The sequence below is a fragment of the Gemmata obscuriglobus genome (assembly GCF_008065095.1).
GTDB classification, from domain to species: domain Bacteria; phylum Planctomycetota; class Planctomycetia; order Gemmatales; family Gemmataceae; genus Gemmata; species Gemmata obscuriglobus.
The window spans coordinates 4,090,220-4,107,844 of the sequence record NZ_CP042911.1 but is presented as its reverse complement, the minus strand read 5'-3'; the positions used below and the strand labels follow the sequence as shown (position 1 = coordinate 4,107,844).

The 17,625-nt window shown below is 65.1% G+C and carries 13 protein-coding genes; 9 read left to right on the top strand and 4 right to left on the bottom strand.

Features of this window, described 5'->3' with window-relative positions; translation table 11 throughout:
• The first annotated feature begins 34 nt into the window (after positions 1–34).
• The 4 genes from GobsT_RS17040 (at position 35) to GobsT_RS38820 (ending at position 5,587) form a co-directional block, all read left to right on the top strand.
• The gene (locus GobsT_RS17040; RefSeq protein WP_010043366.1) at positions 35–964 is read left to right on the top strand and encodes a UbiA family prenyltransferase; all 930 of its coding nucleotides are present in this window, start codon (positions 35–37) and stop codon (positions 962–964) included.
• Between the two features lie 84 nt (positions 965–1,048).
• A complete protein-coding gene (locus GobsT_RS17035; RefSeq protein ID WP_010043364.1) occupies positions 1,049–2,749 on the top strand; it encodes a M2 family metallopeptidase in 1,701 nt (566 codons plus the stop codon).
• Positions 2,750–2,963: 214 nt separating this feature from the next.
• Positions 2,964–3,683 (top strand): DUF1264 domain-containing protein, encoded by a 720-nt coding sequence (locus tag GobsT_RS17030; RefSeq protein WP_010043362.1) that lies wholly within the window; start codon positions 2,964–2,966, stop codon positions 3,681–3,683.
• A 158-nt stretch (positions 3,684–3,841) separates the two neighbouring features.
• The gene (locus tag GobsT_RS38820) at positions 3,842–5,587 is read left to right on the top strand and encodes a gluconolactonase (protein WP_010043361.1); all 1,746 of its coding nucleotides are present in this window, start codon (positions 3,842–3,844) and stop codon (positions 5,585–5,587) included.
• Positions 5,588–5,939: 352 nt separating this feature from the next.
• Here the strand turns inward: GobsT_RS38820 and GobsT_RS17020 are convergent, their stop codons facing one another.
• Positions 5,940–6,242 (bottom strand): YciI-like protein, encoded by a 303-nt coding sequence (locus tag GobsT_RS17020; RefSeq protein ID WP_010043359.1) that lies wholly within the window; start codon positions 6,240–6,242, stop codon positions 5,940–5,942.
• Positions 6,243–6,932: 690 nt separating this feature from the next.
• On the opposite strand from GobsT_RS17020, the gene GobsT_RS17015 reads away from it, so the two are divergent.
• Positions 6,933–8,927 carry a protein kinase domain-containing protein gene (locus GobsT_RS17015; protein WP_232068364.1) on the top strand — a complete coding sequence of 665 codons (1,995 nt, stop codon included), beginning with the start codon at positions 6,933–6,935 and terminating at the stop codon, positions 8,925–8,927.
• 182 nt (positions 8,928–9,109) lie between these two features.
• On the opposite strand, the gene GobsT_RS17010 is transcribed toward GobsT_RS17015, so the two are convergent.
• The gene (locus GobsT_RS17010) at positions 9,110–10,912 is read right to left on the bottom strand and encodes a hypothetical protein (RefSeq protein WP_010049996.1); all 1,803 of its coding nucleotides are present in this window, start codon (positions 10,910–10,912) and stop codon (positions 9,110–9,112) included.
• A gap of 561 nt (positions 10,913–11,473) precedes the next feature.
• On the opposite strand from GobsT_RS17010, the gene GobsT_RS17005 reads away from it, so the two are divergent.
• The gene (locus GobsT_RS17005; protein WP_010049994.1) at positions 11,474–11,911 is read left to right on the top strand and encodes a VOC family protein; all 438 of its coding nucleotides are present in this window, start codon (positions 11,474–11,476) and stop codon (positions 11,909–11,911) included.
• A 1-nt stretch (position 11,912) separates the two neighbouring features.
• Here the strand turns inward: GobsT_RS17005 and GobsT_RS17000 are convergent, their stop codons facing one another.
• A complete protein-coding gene (locus GobsT_RS17000; protein WP_148087771.1) occupies positions 11,913–12,884 on the bottom strand; it encodes a hypothetical protein in 972 nt (323 codons plus the stop codon).
• A 512-nt stretch (positions 12,885–13,396) separates the two neighbouring features.
• Here GobsT_RS17000 and GobsT_RS16995 point away from each other — a divergent pair.
• Positions 13,397–14,743, top strand: coding sequence for an excinuclease ABC subunit UvrC (locus GobsT_RS16995; protein ID WP_010041759.1), 1,347 nt, complete (start codon positions 13,397–13,399; stop codon positions 14,741–14,743).
• 471 nt (positions 14,744–15,214) lie between these two features.
• On the opposite strand, the gene GobsT_RS16990 is transcribed toward GobsT_RS16995, so the two are convergent.
• A complete protein-coding gene (locus tag GobsT_RS16990) occupies positions 15,215–15,682 on the bottom strand; it encodes a macro domain-containing protein (protein WP_010041756.1) in 468 nt (155 codons plus the stop codon).
• A gap of 199 nt (positions 15,683–15,881) precedes the next feature.
• Here GobsT_RS16990 and GobsT_RS16985 point away from each other — a divergent pair, with 199 nt between their 5' ends.
• Together GobsT_RS16985 and GobsT_RS16980 are read left to right on the top strand one after the other, a co-directional pair.
• Entirely contained in the window at positions 15,882–16,262 is a 381-nt protein-coding gene (locus tag GobsT_RS16985; protein ID WP_010041754.1) for a hypothetical protein, read from the top strand.
• Between the two features lie 88 nt (positions 16,263–16,350).
• Positions 16,351–17,511: a LysR family transcriptional regulator gene (locus GobsT_RS16980; RefSeq protein WP_081471693.1), complete on the top strand. Its 1,161-nt coding sequence runs from the start codon at positions 16,351–16,353 to the stop codon at positions 17,509–17,511.
• Positions 17,512–17,625: the final 114 nt, after the last annotated feature.

Below are 17,625 nucleotides of genomic sequence, written 5' to 3'. Positions count from 1 at the left end.
AGCCCCAGCCGGTGCCCGTCGCTACGTTATCTCCATGACCCGCGACCGCATTCTCGCCTTCGCGCAGCTCCTGCGCCTGCCCAACGTGTTCACCGCGTTCGCCGACATCGCACTGGGTGCGTGCGTCGGGGCCGCCGTATTGTCGTCCGCCCCGTTCGCCTTCTGGTGCGCGTACTTGGTGCTCGCCCTCGCATCGGGGTGTTTGTACCTCGCAGGGATGGTTTGGAACGATTACTTCGATCTTGCCGAGGACAAGAAGTCGCGAGCGTTTCGGCCCCTTCCCTCCGGTCGGGTGCGGGTGGTTACGGCCGTCGCGCTCGGTGTGGTACTGATGGCAGCCGGCGTCGCGTTCGCGGGGCTCGCGGGGGCGCTCGCCGCGCCGGAGTGGAACCACGAGCCACTCGTCTACGCCATCGGTTTGGTGGCGGCGGTGCTGATCTACGACGGGGGCGCGAAGTACACCCCCTTCGGCCCGATCGCGATGGCGGCCTGTCGGTTCCTTAACGTGCTGCTCGGGCTGTCACTCATCCCCGAAGACGCGCTCGACATTGAGAAGCGCGTTCACCTCGCCAGCGTGGTCGGGGTGTACATCGTAGGGGTGACCTGGTTCGCGCGCACCGAGGAGAGCACGAGCCGTAAACGGGACCTTTCACTCGCGTCCGGCGTCATGTTCGTCGCGCTCGTCCTCGCACTCTTACTGCGGGCCAAAATCCCCGCCCCGCTCGGTACGGTCGCGTTCCCGTACCTGCTCGTCGCGTTCGGGTTCCTGATCGGGCTGCCGGTAGCGCACGCCATCGACGCCCCAGGGGCACGAAACGTCCAGCGCGCCGTCAAGCGGTGCGTACTCGGGCTGGTGGTCCTCGACGCCGTTCTGGCGACCATGTTTATCGGGCTGCCGGGACTGCTGCTCCTTTTGTTGTTGCCCACCGCGCTGTGGCTCGGAAAATGGGTCTACTCGACGTAGCCCGCGTTCGGTATCCGGCGCTTCGCATTTAGCGGTTGCGACGCGCCAACCGTTCGACCCGAAACACCCAAACCAGGGACGCTCATGTCGTTCGACCGTCGCCAGTTCCTGATCGCCGGAGGCGCAACCGTGGCCGCATCATTAACCCCCGACGCACTCCTCGGGGCCGACCCCAACGGCGAGGCCGCCGCGGTCATCAAGGAACACGTCGAAAAGCTGCACCCGCTGGAGGTCGCCAGCGGAATCGCGTGGTGGAACGCCAACATCACCGGCAAGGACGAGGACTTCAAGAAGAAGGAAGAGGCCCAGAACAAAATCGACGCGGCCCTCTCCGACAAGAAGATGTTCGACCGCGTGAAGGCCCTCAAAAGCGCGGCTGACGCCGGCACGCTCAAAGACCCCGCGGTCGCGCGCCAGGTCCGGCTCTTGCACCTCCAGTACCTCGAAAAGCAGGTCGCACCGGACCTCCTGAAGAAGATCACCGCGAAGGCCAACGCGGTCGAGCAAGGGTTCAACGTGTACCGCGCCAAGGTGGACGGCCAGGAACTGGCCGACAGCAAGGTGCGCAACACCCTCAAGGAGTCGAAGGACTCCGCGCTGCGGCAGAAGGTGTGGGAAGCCAGCAAGGGCGTCGGCGCCGCCGTGGCGGCCGACCTCGCGGAACTGGTCGGGTACCGGAACGAGGCGGCCAAACAACTCGGGTTCAAGAACTTCCACGAGTTGCAGCTCACGCTCAACGAGCAAGACGGCGCGGAACTCATCAAGCTGTTCGACGACCTCGACACGCTCACGAAGGGGCCGTTCACGAAGGCCAAGGCCGACATCGATGCGCGGCTCGCGAAGAAGCTCGACGTGAAGGTCACGGACCTGATGCCGTGGCACTATCACGACCCGTTCTTCCAGGAAGCGCCGGCGGTCTACGAGGCGAGCATAGACGAGCCGTACACCAAGGCCGACATCCTGAAGCTGTGCAGCACGTTCTACACCGGGATCGGGCTGCCCATCGACGACGTGATCGCGCGCAGCGACCTCACGGAGAAGCCCGGCAAGTCGCCGCACGCGTTCTGCACCGACATCGACCGCGAGGGCGACGTCCGGGTTCTCGCCAACATCGTGCCGAACGAGTACTGGATGGGCACCATGCTCCACGAGTTGGGGCACGCGGTCTACTCGTCGAAGAACATCCCGCAGAAGGTGCCGTACCTGCTCCGGGGCGAGGCCCACATCCTCACCACCGAGGGCGTGGCGATGCAGTTCGAGCGGTTCTCGAAGTCGCGCCCGTGGCTCGAAAAGATGGGCGTGACGGTGGCCGGCGGCGCCGCCTTTGACGAAGCGGCCCGGACCATCCAGCGGAACCAGCTCCTGATCTTCTCGCGCTGGTGCCAGGTGATGCTCCGGTTCGAAAAGGCGATGTACGAGAACCCCGCGCAAGACCTGAACAAGCTCTGGTGGGACCTGGTGGAGCAGTACCAGCAGGTGAAGAAGCCGAAGGACCGGAACGCGCCGGATTACGCGTCGAAGATCCACATTTGCAGCGCACCGGTCTACTACCACAACTACATGATGGGGCAACTGTTCGCCTCGCAGGTCCACCACGCACTGTCGCGCGAGGTGTTCGGCGCCGACCCGAAGGCCGTGCTCTATGTGGGCGAAAAGAAGGTCGGCGCGTTCATGAAAGAGAAGGTGTTCGAGCCCGGGCGATCTAAAACCTGGAAGGAGCTGACCAAGTTCGCGACCGGCGAGGAGCTGAACCCGAAGGCGTTCGCGAAAGACTTCGAGGGCTGACCCCGAGCGCTCCCAGTGCGCGGTTTCAAGTTCGGGGCACCACTGTCTGTAACCGGCCGGCGGCGGCGTCAGTCTGGATGCCGCTGGCGGACTTGGAACTGCTGTGCGGGCCGAGGAGCGTAAAAGCACATTGATGTGATCTTGTGTCCAGTTAATTATCACTCCCCAAGTCGTAATTCACCCCCTGGTTTCCCATCACTCAGGGGGTGAATGTATGGACCGACGCGAGCTGTTCGGGGCACTGACCGCGCTGGGCGTGGTGCCGGCATGTGGTATCGGGTCGGAGGCGTCCGCCGCCGCAGACCACGGGAAGGCCGGCGGACCAACGTCCGCGCCGCACTTCCACTTCTGCGGCATCCACATGGCCAAGACGAACCCGAAGCTCCAGTTCATCACGCAGCACTTCTGCGCGGCCCACACCGGCGGCCCGGACGGCGACGTGTTTCAATGCACCCTGTACGACGGCACCGGGAAGAACGCGAAGCTGATCGGCGTCGAATACCTCATCTCCGACGCCGCGTACCGAAAACTACCCGAGGCTGAAAAGAAGTACTGGCACGCGCACACCTACGAGGTGCTGGGGGGCGGGCTCATCGCGCCCGAGATGAGCCCGGAGGAAGAAAAAACGTTCATGAAGGCGGTGATGACGCTGTGGGGCAAGGCGTGGCACACGTGGCCCGACCCCTCCACCGCCGTGCCGATGGGCGAGCCACTGCTGATCTGGTCGCTGATGGGTCCCGGGCAGGTCGACCCGGAGCTGGAAGCCAAGCGCGACAAAGAGTTCAAAGTCGACACGAAGAAGATCAGCGCGGCCCGCGTGAAGGAATTCGGGCAGCAACCGCCAAACGTAGCGGTCCCAAAGGACATTAACACGATCGGCCGCCAGTGGACAAACGAGGGCGATGATAAGCCCCCCACCGGCCCAAAGAAGTGACACCGATCGGTCGCATAAGGCCCCCTGCCCTGTGCGACCAACCACGACACGCTGGCCGCCTCCGATCACATCAACGCGTGTCGCACCCGGGAACATTTGACCCGCGGATGCGTTCCGGGAACAATGGCGGCTCGTCCTTCCCCTCCCGGTGGTCACGCATGTTCCGCACCCGTTTGCTCTCAGCGCTGGCGATCGCGCTGGTCGTTCCGCTCCTCGCACGCTCCGCAGAACCGCTCCCGGTGGTCACCGTGTGGCCCCAGGGTGCGCCGGGCGAGAAGGTAGACATCGGCGAAGAAAAGGCCACTCCCGCGAAAGGTCGCGACGCGATCGCATCTGTCACCAACGTCTCGAAACCGACACTGACCGTCTACCGCCCGGCGAAAGACAAGAACACCGGCGCGGCGGTCGTGGTGGCACCGGGCGGCGGGTACAACGTGCTCGCGTGGGAGCACGAGGGCACGATGGTGGGCGAGTGGCTCCAATCGATCGGCGTGACCGGCGTGGTGCTGAAGTACCGTGTGCCGCGACGCCCGGATACTGCAAAAGGCGCGCCGCCGCTCGGGGCGCTACAGGACGCGCAGCGCGCGCTCAGCCTGACGCGGAGCAAGGCGAGTGAATGGAACATCGACCCGAAACGGGTGGGCATGCTCGGCTTCTCCGCCGGCGGGCACCTGACCGCGTGGGCCGCGACCAACGGCGACAAACGCTCCTACGAGTCCGTTGATGGGGCCGACACGCTGAGCTGCCGGCCCGACTTTGCGGTGCTGATCTACCCCGGAGGTGTAGTGGACCGCGAGAACAAGGAGCAACTGGCGTCGGAGATTCGCGTTTCAAAAGACACGCCGCCGTGCTTCTTCGCACTGGCTTACAACGACAACGGCCCGCTCGACGGCAGCCTCAAAATGATCGCCGCTCTCAAAAAGGCGGGCGTTTCTGCGGAGATGCACGTCTACTCTGCGGGCGGGCACGGGTTCGGGATGCGCGCGGCCGAAAAGCCGCACGCGACCTGGCCAGCGCGGTGCGCGGAGTGGATGCGCGCCGAGGGCTTCCTGACGGCCAAAGCCGAGGGCGCTTCACCGGTGGCCGACGGCGCGAAGGTCGAGAAGCTCGCCGGCGGGTTCAAGTTCACCGAAGGCCCGGCGCCCGACGCCGACGGCAACGTCTACTTCACCGACCAGCCCACCGACCGCATCCTGAAGTGGAGCACGGACGGCAAGCTCTCTACCTTCATGGAGCCGTGCGGGCGCTCCAACGGGCTCGCCTTCGACAAGGCCGGCGCCCTGTGGGCCTGCGCGGACGAGAAGAACGAGCTGTGGAAGATCGACGTGAAGACGAAAGAGAAGACGGTGGTGGTGAAGGAGTTCGGCGGCAAGTTGCTGAACGGCCCCAACGACATCTGGGTCCGCGACGACGGCAGCGCGTTCTTCACCGACCCGTATTACAAGCGCGGGTATTGGAAGCGCGGCCCTGCGGAACAGCCGACGCAAGGGGTGTTTTTCCTGTCCGCCGACGGGAAGCTCTCCCGAGCCGATGCCGGCGAACTGAAGCAGGCCAACGGCATTATCGGCACCCCGGACGGCAGCACTCTGTACGTTGCGGACATCGGTGGGAACAAGACCTACCGGTACGACGCCGCAAAGGACGGGTCGCTCAAGAACCGCGCTCTGTTCTGCGAGCAGGGCTCGGACGGGATGACTATTGACGAGCAGGGCAACGTCTACCTCACGGGCAAGGGCGTGACTGTGTACGACAAGACCGGCAAGAAGGTCGCACAGATCGATGTGCCGGAGCCGTGGACGGCCAACGTGTGCTTCGGCGGCAAAGACATGAAGACTCTGTTCATTACCGCCGGCACCGGACTGTACAGTTTGAAAATGAACATAAAGGGCACTGCCCGGCAGTGACACCTGTTGGTAGCTCGTCAGCTTCACTCCGCGCGGTCCGGGCGGCCAAGCTGATAATGCCGCCGCACCGCCACCGACGAGGGCGGCGTGACCGCACATCGCAACCTCATGCAGCCGCAAGGTGCGGAACAGCGACGGGTTCTCGAAGGACTGGGACACGCACCGAGCGGCCACCGCGTTCCGTTACTGCCGCTACAACTTCTGTTGGCCCGTGCGGCCCTGCGCGTGAAAGGTGATGACGGCCGCTCTCGGGCACGAACCCCGGGTCATGGCCGACGGGCCGCCGGATCATGCGGTCCTGCGGGACTGGCTGAGGTTGCCATCCGTGCGATCCGAACAGGACACCCAGCACTTAAAGTGTGCGCAACGGGTTTGCAGCCCCCTCTCCGACCACAGTGGTCCACTTGCGCACCCGCCAGTTCGTCACTAACCCGTTGAGCACATACGGGTCGGCGGCCGCGAACGCCTCCGCCACCACTGGCGAATCGGTCCGGAAAAGCAGTACGGCCCCGTCGACCGGGTCGGCGAACGCACCGCCCAACAGTAACTCCCCACGGTCCGCTGCGGCCCAAGCGTGTGCCAGATGGGCCGCCCGGTAAGCCCCGCGCCGCTCGGCGTAGTCCGAAACCACTTCGTACAGCAGGAGGTAATGCACGGTCGCACCCGCATAACCGGAACCATCAGTGCCGCCCGACCGCCAGAGACATTTCTCGTCACGCGCGGTGATTCCGATGCTCCATCATCCCCGAAAAGAAGCCGATATTCCACACTAGTTCCCGGTCGCGGTGTCGCGACGGGAATCAGCCCCGGCCACGACGGCCGGTCACTCTCGCCTGCCACGGAAGGGACCTTTCATGCGCGCTCTCCTCATCGCTCTGATCATCGCCTCGGTTGCGTTCACCGGCGCCTCGGGCTGTCGCACCGCCTCGTCTGGGTGCAGCAGCTGCGGCAAGTAATAAGCGAGCCCGGCGTGTTATGTTCGCCTGATGTGGTCCCGACATTGTTGTCGGTGCGGCATTGGAGCACAAAATCGCACCGACAACAATATCGGGTCCACAAAGATATAATCCACTAACACGCGACTAAAGCCGGCCCAAGTCGTTGTCGGTAACGTCGGCCGTGCCGGGCGACATCTCGCCCGGCACGGCCGACGTTACCGTGCGTTCGGCTCCGACCGCACGCGCCCTGCGTGAGGGCTGAAAACTGCGCCCGCGGCCTGAATCACATCAACACGGTCCGGCACCGATCCGGTTCCGACCCGTCCGTCGGTTGACTCCACCCCGTTCGCACCGCACCGTTGCGGTAGAGTGGTTATTGGCGCCCCGAACGGGCGTAAGGAGAAGATGTGTCCGCGCCACCCCTCGTCCCGGACACGCCCACAGCCATGCCACACAACCGTAACAGCATTCTTGCGGCGGTCATGGACCCGCGCCGCCTCCCGACCCCCCCGGCGCTCGCGCTGCAGGTCGTAAACGCCGCGAGCCGGCCGAACTGCGATCCGGACGAAATCGTCTCGCTCCTGGGGCAGGACCCCGCCCTCTGCGCGCGGCTGCTGAAGGTTGTGAACTCGTGCCTGTACGGGCGCAGCAAGCCGATCACCTCGCTGGACCGCGCCGTCACCGTCCTCGGGCTGGGCACGGTGCGCTCACTGGTCCTGAGCCTGTCGATGCCGGCCGCGAAAGGCGCTCAATCGGACCCGCTCACCCGGGCGAACCAGATCAACTCGGTTGCCGGCGCGCTGATCGCTTACGAGCTCTCCGCGCTCCAGCCCCGGAGCAGCCCGGCCGACGACATGGTAGCCGGGTTGCTCCGCGACCTGGGCGCGGTGCTGCTCCAACAATCGTACCCCGACGACTGGGCGGACCTGACCGAGCGGTGGGGCGACCGGCTGCTGTCCGAGGCGTGCGAGGCCGAAACCGAGGTGTTCGGCATCAGCCACGCGGAGATCAGCGCGGAACTCCTCGCCGGCTGGAAGCTGCCCCCGGAAGTCGTCGAGCCGATCCGCCACCACCACAACCCCGACCAGCTCGCCGGCGGCCCCGTCATCCTGCGGCGCCGGGCCGAGCTGCTCTACTTCTCGGGGCTGCTCGCCAACCTCGACACCGTAATCCGATACCCGGACCTCCTGGATTACGTGCTGCTCGTGGCCCGCACCCGGTACGACCTGCCCCAGCCGGCGCTGATCCGGTTCATGCGCGGCGTGGTGCCGAAGATCACCGAGTTCGGCGAACTGCTGAACCGGGATGTGCGCGACTGCCCGGACTTCGCCGAGGTGCTGTCGGCTGGCGCACAGGAGATGGCGCACCTGCTCGGCGCCAACCGGTCGCATGCGGCACCGGGGTCGAAGTTCCGCCGCGCCCCGGCCCCGTCGCGCCCGCCCGCGCCGCGCCAGGCCCCGGCGACCCGCGTCGACGTGTGGGCGGCCGCCCGGCACACACCGTTCGTCGGCCACGAGCAGCCGACGCGCGTGAACGTCGGGCCGGTGCTGCCCGAGTTCCAGCCGGACTTCCTCCGCGAGCTGCCCGCGCGCGGGTGCCGGCTCGGCGAGTACGAGCTGCGCTCGGTCCTGGGCCGCGGGGCCATGGGGGTCGTGTTCAAGGCATTCGAGCCGAGCCTGGCGCGGTGGGTGGCGGTCAAGATGATATCCCCGGAGACGAGCGCCAACCCCATCGCCCGCGAGCGGTTCGCCCGCGAGGCCCGGGCGTGTGCCGCGATCCGACACGACAACGTCGTCACCGTGTACGCCGTCCGGGAGGCCGCCGGGCTCCCCTACCTGGCGATGGAACTGGTCGAGGGGGAGCCGCTCGACCGGTACATCGAGCAGCGCCACCCGATCCCGGTGCCGCAGATCGTGAACCTCGGCGCCCAAATCGCCTCCGGGCTGGCCGCGGCCCACCGGAAGGGGATCGTTCACCGGGACATCAAACCCGCCAACGTGATCCTGGAAAGCGAGACCGGGACGGCGAAACTGGCCGATTTCGGGCTGGCGCGCAGCGGCGACGACGCCAAGATGTCGCAACAGGGTGCAATGGTCGGCACCCCACACTTCATGTCCCCCGAGCAGGTTCACGGGCACAGTGTGACCGCCGTGTCGGACCTGTTCAGCCTCGGCGGGGTGCTCTACGCCCTCTGTACGGGCCAACCGCCCGTCCGCGGGAAGGCGCTGATGGCGATCCTCTACGCGGTGTGCTCCACGGCCCCGGTTCCCCCGCGCCAAATCCGACCGGACATCCCCGAATGGCTCGAAGAGGTCGTACTTCGCCTCCTCGACAAGAACCCGGAGCGGCGGTTCCAATCGGCGGCGGAACTTGCCGCGCTTCTGCACTCGAAGAAAGGGTGACGGGCTCGTCCGTTCCTCACACCCGACTCCCTTGGACGAACACACTCGGCTGACGCGCAGAAAAGTGCATTTCGAACGCGACCGCTGTGGACGAACCGTCGAACGGCTGCCGCCTCAGTCCAGCGAGGCGGGCCGGGACCGATGCCGTGGTCCCGACCGCCTCACGCGACTGGAGCCCTCACTCAGCGCGAGCCTTCCGCCCCTTGCACATCAATCTGCGCGGCCTGAAGGATCTCTTTGGTCTTGTCGTTCTGGACCAGCGCGACGACCCGCAGACCCTTCAGATCGAGCGGCCGGGCCGGGTTCGGGAACGGCCGCATCCGCGCGAACTCGTCCAGGTACGTGGTCAGGTCCTTGCGGACCGTGCCCAGGTCCACGGTCGCGGTGTGCGCGAACGCCTTGTCCTTGACCGCCACCCCGTCCGCGCCGCCAGCGGTCGCCCGCACCACCTGGTGGTGGAACCGGAGCTTGTTACCGCCCACGTACTTGATGTTCTCCTCCACCACCAAGAGCCGCAGCCGGGTGTCCTCGCCCTCGGCCCCGGTCACCTCCACGGCGATGTCCAGCTTGTCGCCTGTTCGGGTCACCTTCCCGGCCACCTTCACCGCGGTCGTCTCTTCCAGCAGCGGGGCGATGATGTCGGCGTACTGTTTGTACTTGCTCTCGGCGTTCGCCATGCCCCCGCCCCCGCCAGCCAGCGGCTTGCCGTTAAACAGGGTGCTCGGGGTGCCCCGCATGTCGTCCGGGAACTCCTTTTGGTAGTAGTCCCAGCGGGCCACGGTGGCCGGGTTGGTGAGCGGGTCGGGTCCAGGGATGTGCATGTGGTACTGGAGCAGCACCAGGTCCGTCGCCTTGTGCGACTTGAGCAGCGCGTCGAACGCCACGTCGGCGGCCACGCACGGCGGGCACTGGGCGCCGGTGAACAGCTCCAGCACCGCCACCCGGTTCGCGCTCTTGTCCTTGCGGCCGGCGAACGCCGTCGGCTTGAACGGCGGCACCTTGGCCAGGTACTCGGTGTCGATCTGCACCTCCAGCTTCGCGATCTCCCCGGCCACCGCCTTGGCGTCGTCGCCGCGGCCCAGGGCCTCGAGCGCGGCCTTGCGGGCCGTCAGGGCGCGCCCCCGGAACTCGGCCGACGCCCCGGCCGCCTTGGACAGCCGCTCGGCGGCCCCTTCCGCGGTGCCCGCGAGGGCCTTCTGAGCGACCACCGCCTCGACCGCCGCGATCGTTTGCAGTTGCGCGTACCGCGGGCCGTACCCGGCCGTCCGCTGCTCGATCAGGGCCAGCAACTGGCCGGCCTCGTCGGCGGTCAGCTTGGACTTGGCCCCGCGCCGCACCAGTTCCAGAGCGGCGTCGAGCGCGAACAGGGTGTCCTTGTGGTCGGACAGCACCTCGCGGAGCAGCCCCGGCACCTTCTCGTCGGCCTCCTTCTGGGCCGCCGTGGCCTTCGCCATCAACTCGCCCCGCTTCTGGGCGTCCTTCTCCCGCATGGCCTGGTTCCGCAGCGGCAGCGGCGCGGCGTTGAGCTTCTGGGCCTGCGCGGCCGGCGCCGGTACGTCGGTCTTGGCGATGGCCTCGTCGGCGGTCAGTTCCGTCTTGTCGGTGCGGGTCAGCTTCGCCCGGTTAGGGAGTTGATCGGAACCGAAGCTGCCGACGGCGACCTTACCGCCCCGGTCCAGCGATCCCTCGAATGCCCAGCCGATGCTGCTGTCGAACGTGATCGTGGTGCCGCTGACGGCGAACTTGCTCACGCTCAGTTTCAATCCCTTGAGCGGCGAGTGCAGAACCGAGGCCTGCGGCTTGCCGTCCTTCAGTTCTACCTTGATGATGGCGTAGGCCTGCTCGATCCCCGCCCGGGGGGAAGTCGTGAGGAGCCAGTTGCCGGCGACTTCGGGCTCTGCGGCCGACGCCCGCGGGAGCCGATCTGCGGCCACGAGCGCGCCCACGGCCAAAACGGCCAGGGCGAACGTGATCCGACGGTGCATGAGTGCGAACCTCAACGAATGTGGGTCAACGGAAATTGTGCGGCGCGGGTCTGAGCGACGTTCACCACGAATGGTGCAACCTGGCAGCCGCGAGCACGCCGGAGGGGAGGTTCGGCGGCACCAAGCGAGTGTACCAATTTGAGCCCCCGAGAGGTGTGGAGAAATTCCGACCGCCCGAATTCGCCGCCCATTCGTGTCCCAGTCTGATTGCTGTGGCGGTTAAGACGCTGCCGAATCGACCTGCAATCGGCGCCGCGCAGCCCCGATCCTTTCCGACGACGTTTGCCATGCCGCTCGGCGGGAGAAGCCCGTTCCGCTGCCCGTTCGGGCGGACAGCCTTATAGCAAGCGCCCCGTCGTTCTTTCGGCTGATGGCAGAGTTCCCTGATCGCGGCGCAGGTTCCCAACCCGTCACCACAAAATGCCGAGAACGAACGGGGCGGAGGTCAGGTCGGCCACGGACCATCAGACACAGGAACCATGCGCTCCCGGCACCCACAGCACCGACTTCCGTCGCGAGTAGGATAACCTTGGTTGGTACGCCCCGCGCTGGAGGTGTTCGATGCCCGGTCTGACTGTGACTCACATTGACCACGTCTCTGTTATCATCACGGACGTGGCCCGGAGTCGGCGGTTTTACAACGACGTGCTGGGTTTGAAGGAGATTCCCAAACCGAAAACCTTCGACTTCGTTGCTTTGTGGTACGACCTCGGCGGCGGACACACACTTCATCTCCTGTTGAAAAACGAGCCGGACACCCGCAGCCCGCGGCACTTCTGCCTTCGTGTCACCGACGCCCAAGCCGCCCGCCGCCACTTCACCGAACACGGCATTCCCATTCAGGAAACGACACTGATCCACGGCGCCGACCGCTTTTTCGTATCGGACCCCGATGGTAACCGTGTCGAGGTGCTCCAGTGGCTGGTGCCATACGATCCCATCACCGCCGGAGCGCCCGAACTCGATCAAGCTCCAGTAAGCCGTATCGCACCCGGCTAAATTATCCGACCGGTGGAACATCCACAACGAAGGCGACCGGCGGAATCGCACTGAAAAACAGACAAGTCCCTACGAACTGCCGAACCGTCACACATCGGCCGATCTGCCCGATCGGCATTGCCCCACCTTCATTTCCCTTGCGAGGGAATTCCGGACTTTTGAACATCAGCCGCAACGGCACCAAGCGAAGCGGCTGACACCGGGATTCGGCCCTGAACGGGAAGCGACCAATTAATGACAACCGCACGCAAATGTAATCCTGAAAACGCATTACGTCTACGGATTCGCCTCCATCAGCAATGTGTCGTGTCTGTCCGGCGAGCCGCGATCGCAGGGCAAAGGGTGTGATTTTGTGGGGAGCGACCACCCATCGAATTGCCAGCCCGTGACCAGTCAACGGCCAGCGAATGTCCCTCTGGTGACCAGTCGGCAGCGACCGGCGGGGCGCTGTAACCCCCGTTACAGCGCCCCGCCGATCGCCACCGCCCCGCAGCGCAACGCGTCGCGATTTCGGTGGCAGAACACTAACCTCTTCCGGAAACAGGTTGCTTACCCCAGCACCCGGAACATCGGGCGGCACAGTAACCGTCTTTGTGAAAGCGTGATCGCTTGAAAGGAGAGCGCTCTTCACCTTGAGCCGCTCCGCGACTCGTTCGGTACGGTGTCGTGATGAATCGTGCGGCGAACCGTAGTTTGCAATCTGATTCTGATAGTATACGGCACATCTGTTGCTGTTAACAATCTCACGCCCTGAAGACTCAGTGAATTTAGGCACCGCCACACTTTTGCGATGAGACGTGAAGCGGGCGGGCCGAGTTGAGAAGGGGACTGCGCAATGCTGCCACATCACCTGCGCAATTCGTGCGGTGTGCTGTCTGATCTGATACGGGTGTGCTGCCACTGCCAGCGCGAACGAACCACGCACGACGAGTGGCGTGAACACGTTCCGGTTGCCGGGGAACAGCTCACGCATGGTATTTGCCCGGACTGTATTGAAATGCTCTACCCGGACCTCGCCCCGCTGGTTTTCGCCAGAGTTTAGGACTGCGAGTCTCAAGTCGTCAGGTCCGCAAGTCGTAAGGTCACAAGCCATTATTATCATTGACTTTGTGACTTTACGCCTTGCGACGATCGGACTTTGGACCCGAAGGGCTTCCAGTCCGCCTTCTTCACGGGCACAACGCTGCTCACTCGTTCGTGAAGGTGCGGCTGTCACACAAATCCGGTGCGCTTGCCAACACGCTGCAGAATTCTGTTAACGGTCACAATCGCCCGAACTCGTTCCGCCTCTCAGTTGGCAATTGAACCGCGCACGCTAACGGCCCACACTCTTCTGATGGCACGCGAACGCCGCGGTTACTTGCGGGTATCGTTTCCGGTGTTGTTATTGGAGATCAGAACGACACACCCCACGGCACGCTCTCGTGGGGTGAGAATTCGCGCCGATGCTGCTACAATGGGGAACTGAACGCGAGGACACCTCTCATGATTGAAGACCCGGTTCCCCCGGTCAGCCAGCAAACCCCCGACCCTCGCGACCCGGCCGCGAAGGTGCGCGAGTTCCCCACCTCGTCGGGCGTCTATCTCATGAAGGACGCTGCCGCAAACGTCATTTACGTCGGCAAGGCCAAGAACCTTCGTAACCGCGCCTCGTCGTACTTCAGTAAGGAGGCCGTTAACGACCCGCGCATCAAGGACTGGATGCCGCTGGTCCGGGACGTGGATTACATCGAGACGACCGACGCCATCCAGGCCGTGTTCACGGAAGCCCGGATGATCAAGGACCTGCGCCCAAAGTTCAACAAAGACCTCAAAGACGACAAGACCTTTCCCTACCTGCAAATCCGCACCCGTGAAGAATTTCCGCGCGTCGAGATCACGCGCAAGCCGCGGCGCAAGGGCGTGCGTCTCTACGGCCCCTTTACCAGCACCAAGCCGCTCCGCATCGCGGTGGACGTGCTCCAGCGTCTGTTGCAGTTCCGCACCTGCACGCTCGACATCAAATCGGGTGAAGACCGCTGGAAGTGGTTCCGGCCCTGTTTACTCCACAGCATCCGCCGTTGCACGGGGCCGTGCAACTTCCGCGTCTCGCGCGACGATTACCGCGCACAAATCAAGAAGCTGATTTTCATCCTGGAAGGCAAAACGGCCAAGCTGGTGCGGCGGATGGAAAAGCAGATGCGCGCCGCGGCCGACGAGTTGAACTTCGAGAAGGCGCGCCGGATTCGCGACGAGATCACGGCCGTTCAGAAACTCGATATGCGCGGCGACGCAGCGAAAGACGTTCAACCGGAGGTGTTCCCGATCGACCCGAAGAAGGGGCTGGTCGGGCTGCGTAAAGTGCTCGGGCTTGAAACCACCCCGCGCACCATTGAGGGAATGGACATCGCGCACCTCAGCGGGCAGGACACCGTTGCGTCGCTCGTGTCGTTCCTCGACGGCATCCCGTTCAAACCGGGGTATCGGCGGTTCAAGATCAAGAGCGTCGCGGGAGTCGATGACTTCGCCAGTATGCGTGAGGTGGTCACACGCCGCTTCCGGCGGCTCCGCGACGAGGACGAGGTGTTCCCCGATATCCTGCTCATCGACGGCGGGAAGGGGCAGTTGAACGCCGCGGTCGAAGCGTTTCAGGCGCTCGGCATCACCCCGCCGTGCCTGATCTCGCTGGCAAAGCAAGAAGAAGAGATTTTCCGCCCCGGTGTCGAGGAGTCGATCAAGCTCAGCCGGCACTCGGCGGCTTTGCGGCTCCTTCAATACGTGCGTGACGAGTCGCACCGGTTCGCCCAGCACTATCACCACATGCTGCGTCGTAAGCGTTTCACAGACGAGTAGAAGTTGTTCTGTGGCTGCACGGTTTTGGAGTTACTTCCGGTACATGGAAAAACAGGACCGCCCGGATCGGGGAAGCGAGAGCGCGGGGCGGCCTCAACCCAATCCGGGCGGCGTCCCGAGGGCGAGCCGGGACAAGTCTGTTAGTTGGGAGAGGGGAGCGAATAGTGTCGCTGTTGTTGTTGGAAATCTTAGTAATGAAACCGGCATTTAGCTAGACCGGCGGTCGGTTATTGTCAGGAGAAAGGAAAGAGTGTCGGAAAATCGGGCGCCGCTATCGATAATCGATAATTCCTTTCGCTAAGTCTTGGCCGTGGCGCCACTCACCGGGTATAGTACCTACGAGCCGGCCGCAATCGACGAGGTGAATGGGCGACACCTCGAAGATCTGCGGCCGGTTCTTTTTTGTCTTCCTCGACAGTCATCTCACATCATTCAGCACAACCACGGCACCGGTGATCGTCAGGCAGCGTCTTACACCCCAGGTTGGTACTCTTCGTACACCCAAAGCAAACCGGGCCAGTTCGCGAAGGCCGTTTCGATCAGCACCCGAACCTTCTTCCACGAGAGTCCACCGTATCCCGCGGCGATCCGCGGCATCGCCAGCGAACGAATTCCGGCTTCGTCAACGGCCTCGCGTAGCGCCTTCAGCACGCCCTCAACGACGGGGTACGTCGCCCCACGCCCTGGTCGCGTTTGGGTGCCCAAGTTAAACACCGCCGGCTTTCCCTCTTCGCGCCAGAGGAACACGTCCCCGAGCGCGAACTCCGGCGGTTTCGCTTTACACCTCCGGCGGAACTCCTCGAACATTGTCGGATAGCGCTCCTTGAACCCGACCGCGATACCGGCTCCCATCGACCCGGCGCAGTTGCACCCGTGGGCGAGCGCCTCCGCGTTGACACGGTTCACGAACAGGTCCCCGGACACGAACTCGACGGGCATGGCGTTCCTCGGGGTACGGTTTGGGCGATCGTGGCCCGCACCGTAGATCACCATGAGCACCGCCGCGAGTCGAAGTCAGTAGGAGAAAGCGAGGCCGCGAGAGGTCACGCCACGGTTTGCAGTAGGCCTTGCGGTCCTCGGGGCACGGGATAGGAAAAGCGCGGGGCGATTTCGCCGCAACTCTCGTGCGGGGCGAGTCATGAGCACACCGCGTTTCACGGCCGAGGAACTCGACCGCCTTCGAGCACTGGCGGCGGAGTGGGGCAAAATCGTTTCCAAGCGGGCGTTCGGGGACGACGGGCCGGGATTGGACGTGGACTTCCGGACGATGGAGCAGATCGCCACCGCGGCGGCACAAGGGCTCACCGAAGGTGCCCTCCAGCAGATGCTCCACCAGCAGGCCCGGAAGGTGCCCGAACAGGTTCCGTGTCCGGTGTGTGGCGAGCCGTGCCCGACCCGACCACACACCCGCACCCTGGCGGCCCAAGGGGCCACGGTCCAGCAACCCGAACGGATCGCCCATTGTCCCGCCTGCCGACGGGACTTTTTCCCCCCTGCGGGTGACACTGGGGCTGGATGAGCACGGGTACAGTTCCTCGGTCGTTCAACGCATCGTCACCGCCGCCGCCCGGTTCTCGTCGTTCCGTGACGCCGCGGATGCGGTGCGGATGACCGGGGGCACGATCAGCGACAACCAGGTGCGGCGATTGGCTCACGAGGTGGGCCGCGAGTTGATCGCCCGGCGCGACCGGAAGGTGGTCGAGCACCGGCGGCGCCAGTTGGAGCCGCGGACCGAAGTGATCCCCGTGGCCGTGGTGGTGGAGGTCGATGGGGGGCGCATCCGCACCCGCGCCGCGGGTTCCGGGCCGGGTGTTCACGGCGCCCAGAACAAGGAGGATAAGGTGGCGTGCCTGGCCACCCTGAGTGGCCCCACGTTCGCCACGGACCCGTGCCCCGAGCCGCCCGAGTCGTTCCGCTGCCCGCGCCGGGTGCGGCGCCTGGTGCAGCAGATGAAGGGCCCGGCGGGCGAGGTCGCGCCCCCGGAAACCGTGGACGAATCGACGCCCCCGGTGCCGGCCGGGGAACCCGAAGGGGCCGAGCGGTGGTCCCCGACGCGGTTGGTGCGGACGTGCGTGGCGAGCCTGGAGGGGAGTACCGCGTTCGGCCCGATGATGGCCGCCGAGGCCCAGGAGCGGCGCTTCTATGAGGCCCCGCGTCGGGCGTTCGTAGCCGACGGTCAGGCGTACAACTGGACCATCTGGCGCGGGTACTTTGGTGCGTTCGAGCCGATCGTGGATTTCCTGCACGCGGTGTGTTACGTGTTCTCGTCGGCCGCGGCCGTGAGCCCCGATGAGGCGTCGGGTTGGTCCCAATACGTGGCCTGGATGCGCGCGTGCTGGCAGGGTCGCGTTGGAGAAGTGCTCACCGAACTGGATCAGTGGCAGGCGCGGCTGGGTGAGCCCCCACCGGGTGAGGCGGCGACGGCCGAGGAGCGCCGGGACCCGCGCCGGGTGGTGGCGCACGCGCGGACCTACTTGGGGAACAATCGGGATCGCATGGCGTACCCGCGATACCGGCGCAACGGGCTACCGACGACGAGTAGCTTGGTCGAGTCACTGGTGGGCGAGATCAACGCCCGGGTGAAGAGCACACAGAAGCATTGGACCCGGCCCGACGGTGCCGAATCGATCCTGCAACTGCGGGCCGCCGTGCTGAGCCAAGACGACCGGCTCCCACGGTTCTTCGCCGAACGGCCGGGCTCCTCGTTCCGCAAACGAGATACACTCTGCCACAAATCAGAGGGTGCCACAGCACAAACCGTGGCGTGACCTCAGGCCGCGAGGCCGCAGGCGTAGGGCTTACCGTTGTGGCTGGGCGTTCCGAACGGCTCCAAGCGTTGCCGCGTCCCCGCCGGCAGTGCCGACACCTTTACGCCATCCGAA

Coding starts and splice junctions, on each gene's coding strand:
- GobsT_RS16980 (WP_081471693.1), top strand. CDS start 16,351: ATGACCGGGGGCACGATCAGCGACAACCAGGTGCGGCGATTGGCTCAC.
- GobsT_RS16995 (WP_010041759.1), top strand. CDS start 13,397: ATGATTGAAGACCCGGTTCCCCCGGTCAGCCAGCAAACCCCCGACCCT.
- GobsT_RS17040 (WP_010043366.1), top strand. CDS start 35: ATGACCCGCGACCGCATTCTCGCCTTCGCGCAGCTCCTGCGCCTGCCC.
- GobsT_RS17035 (WP_010043364.1), top strand. CDS start 1,049: ATGTCGTTCGACCGTCGCCAGTTCCTGATCGCCGGAGGCGCAACCGTG.
- GobsT_RS17005 (WP_010049994.1), top strand. CDS start 11,474: ATGCCCGGTCTGACTGTGACTCACATTGACCACGTCTCTGTTATCATC.
- GobsT_RS17000 (WP_148087771.1), bottom strand. CDS start 12,884: ATGCGTGAGCTGTTCCCCGGCAACCGGAACGTGTTCACGCCACTCGTC.
- GobsT_RS17010 (WP_010049996.1), bottom strand. CDS start 10,912: ATGCACCGTCGGATCACGTTCGCCCTGGCCGTTTTGGCCGTGGGCGCG.
- GobsT_RS38820 (WP_010043361.1), top strand. CDS start 3,842: ATGTTCCGCACCCGTTTGCTCTCAGCGCTGGCGATCGCGCTGGTCGTT.
- GobsT_RS16990 (WP_010041756.1), bottom strand. CDS start 15,682: ATGCCCGTCGAGTTCGTGTCCGGGGACCTGTTCGTGAACCGTGTCAAC.
- GobsT_RS17030 (WP_010043362.1), top strand. CDS start 2,964: ATGGACCGACGCGAGCTGTTCGGGGCACTGACCGCGCTGGGCGTGGTG.
- GobsT_RS16985 (WP_010041754.1), top strand. CDS start 15,882: ATGAGCACACCGCGTTTCACGGCCGAGGAACTCGACCGCCTTCGAGCA.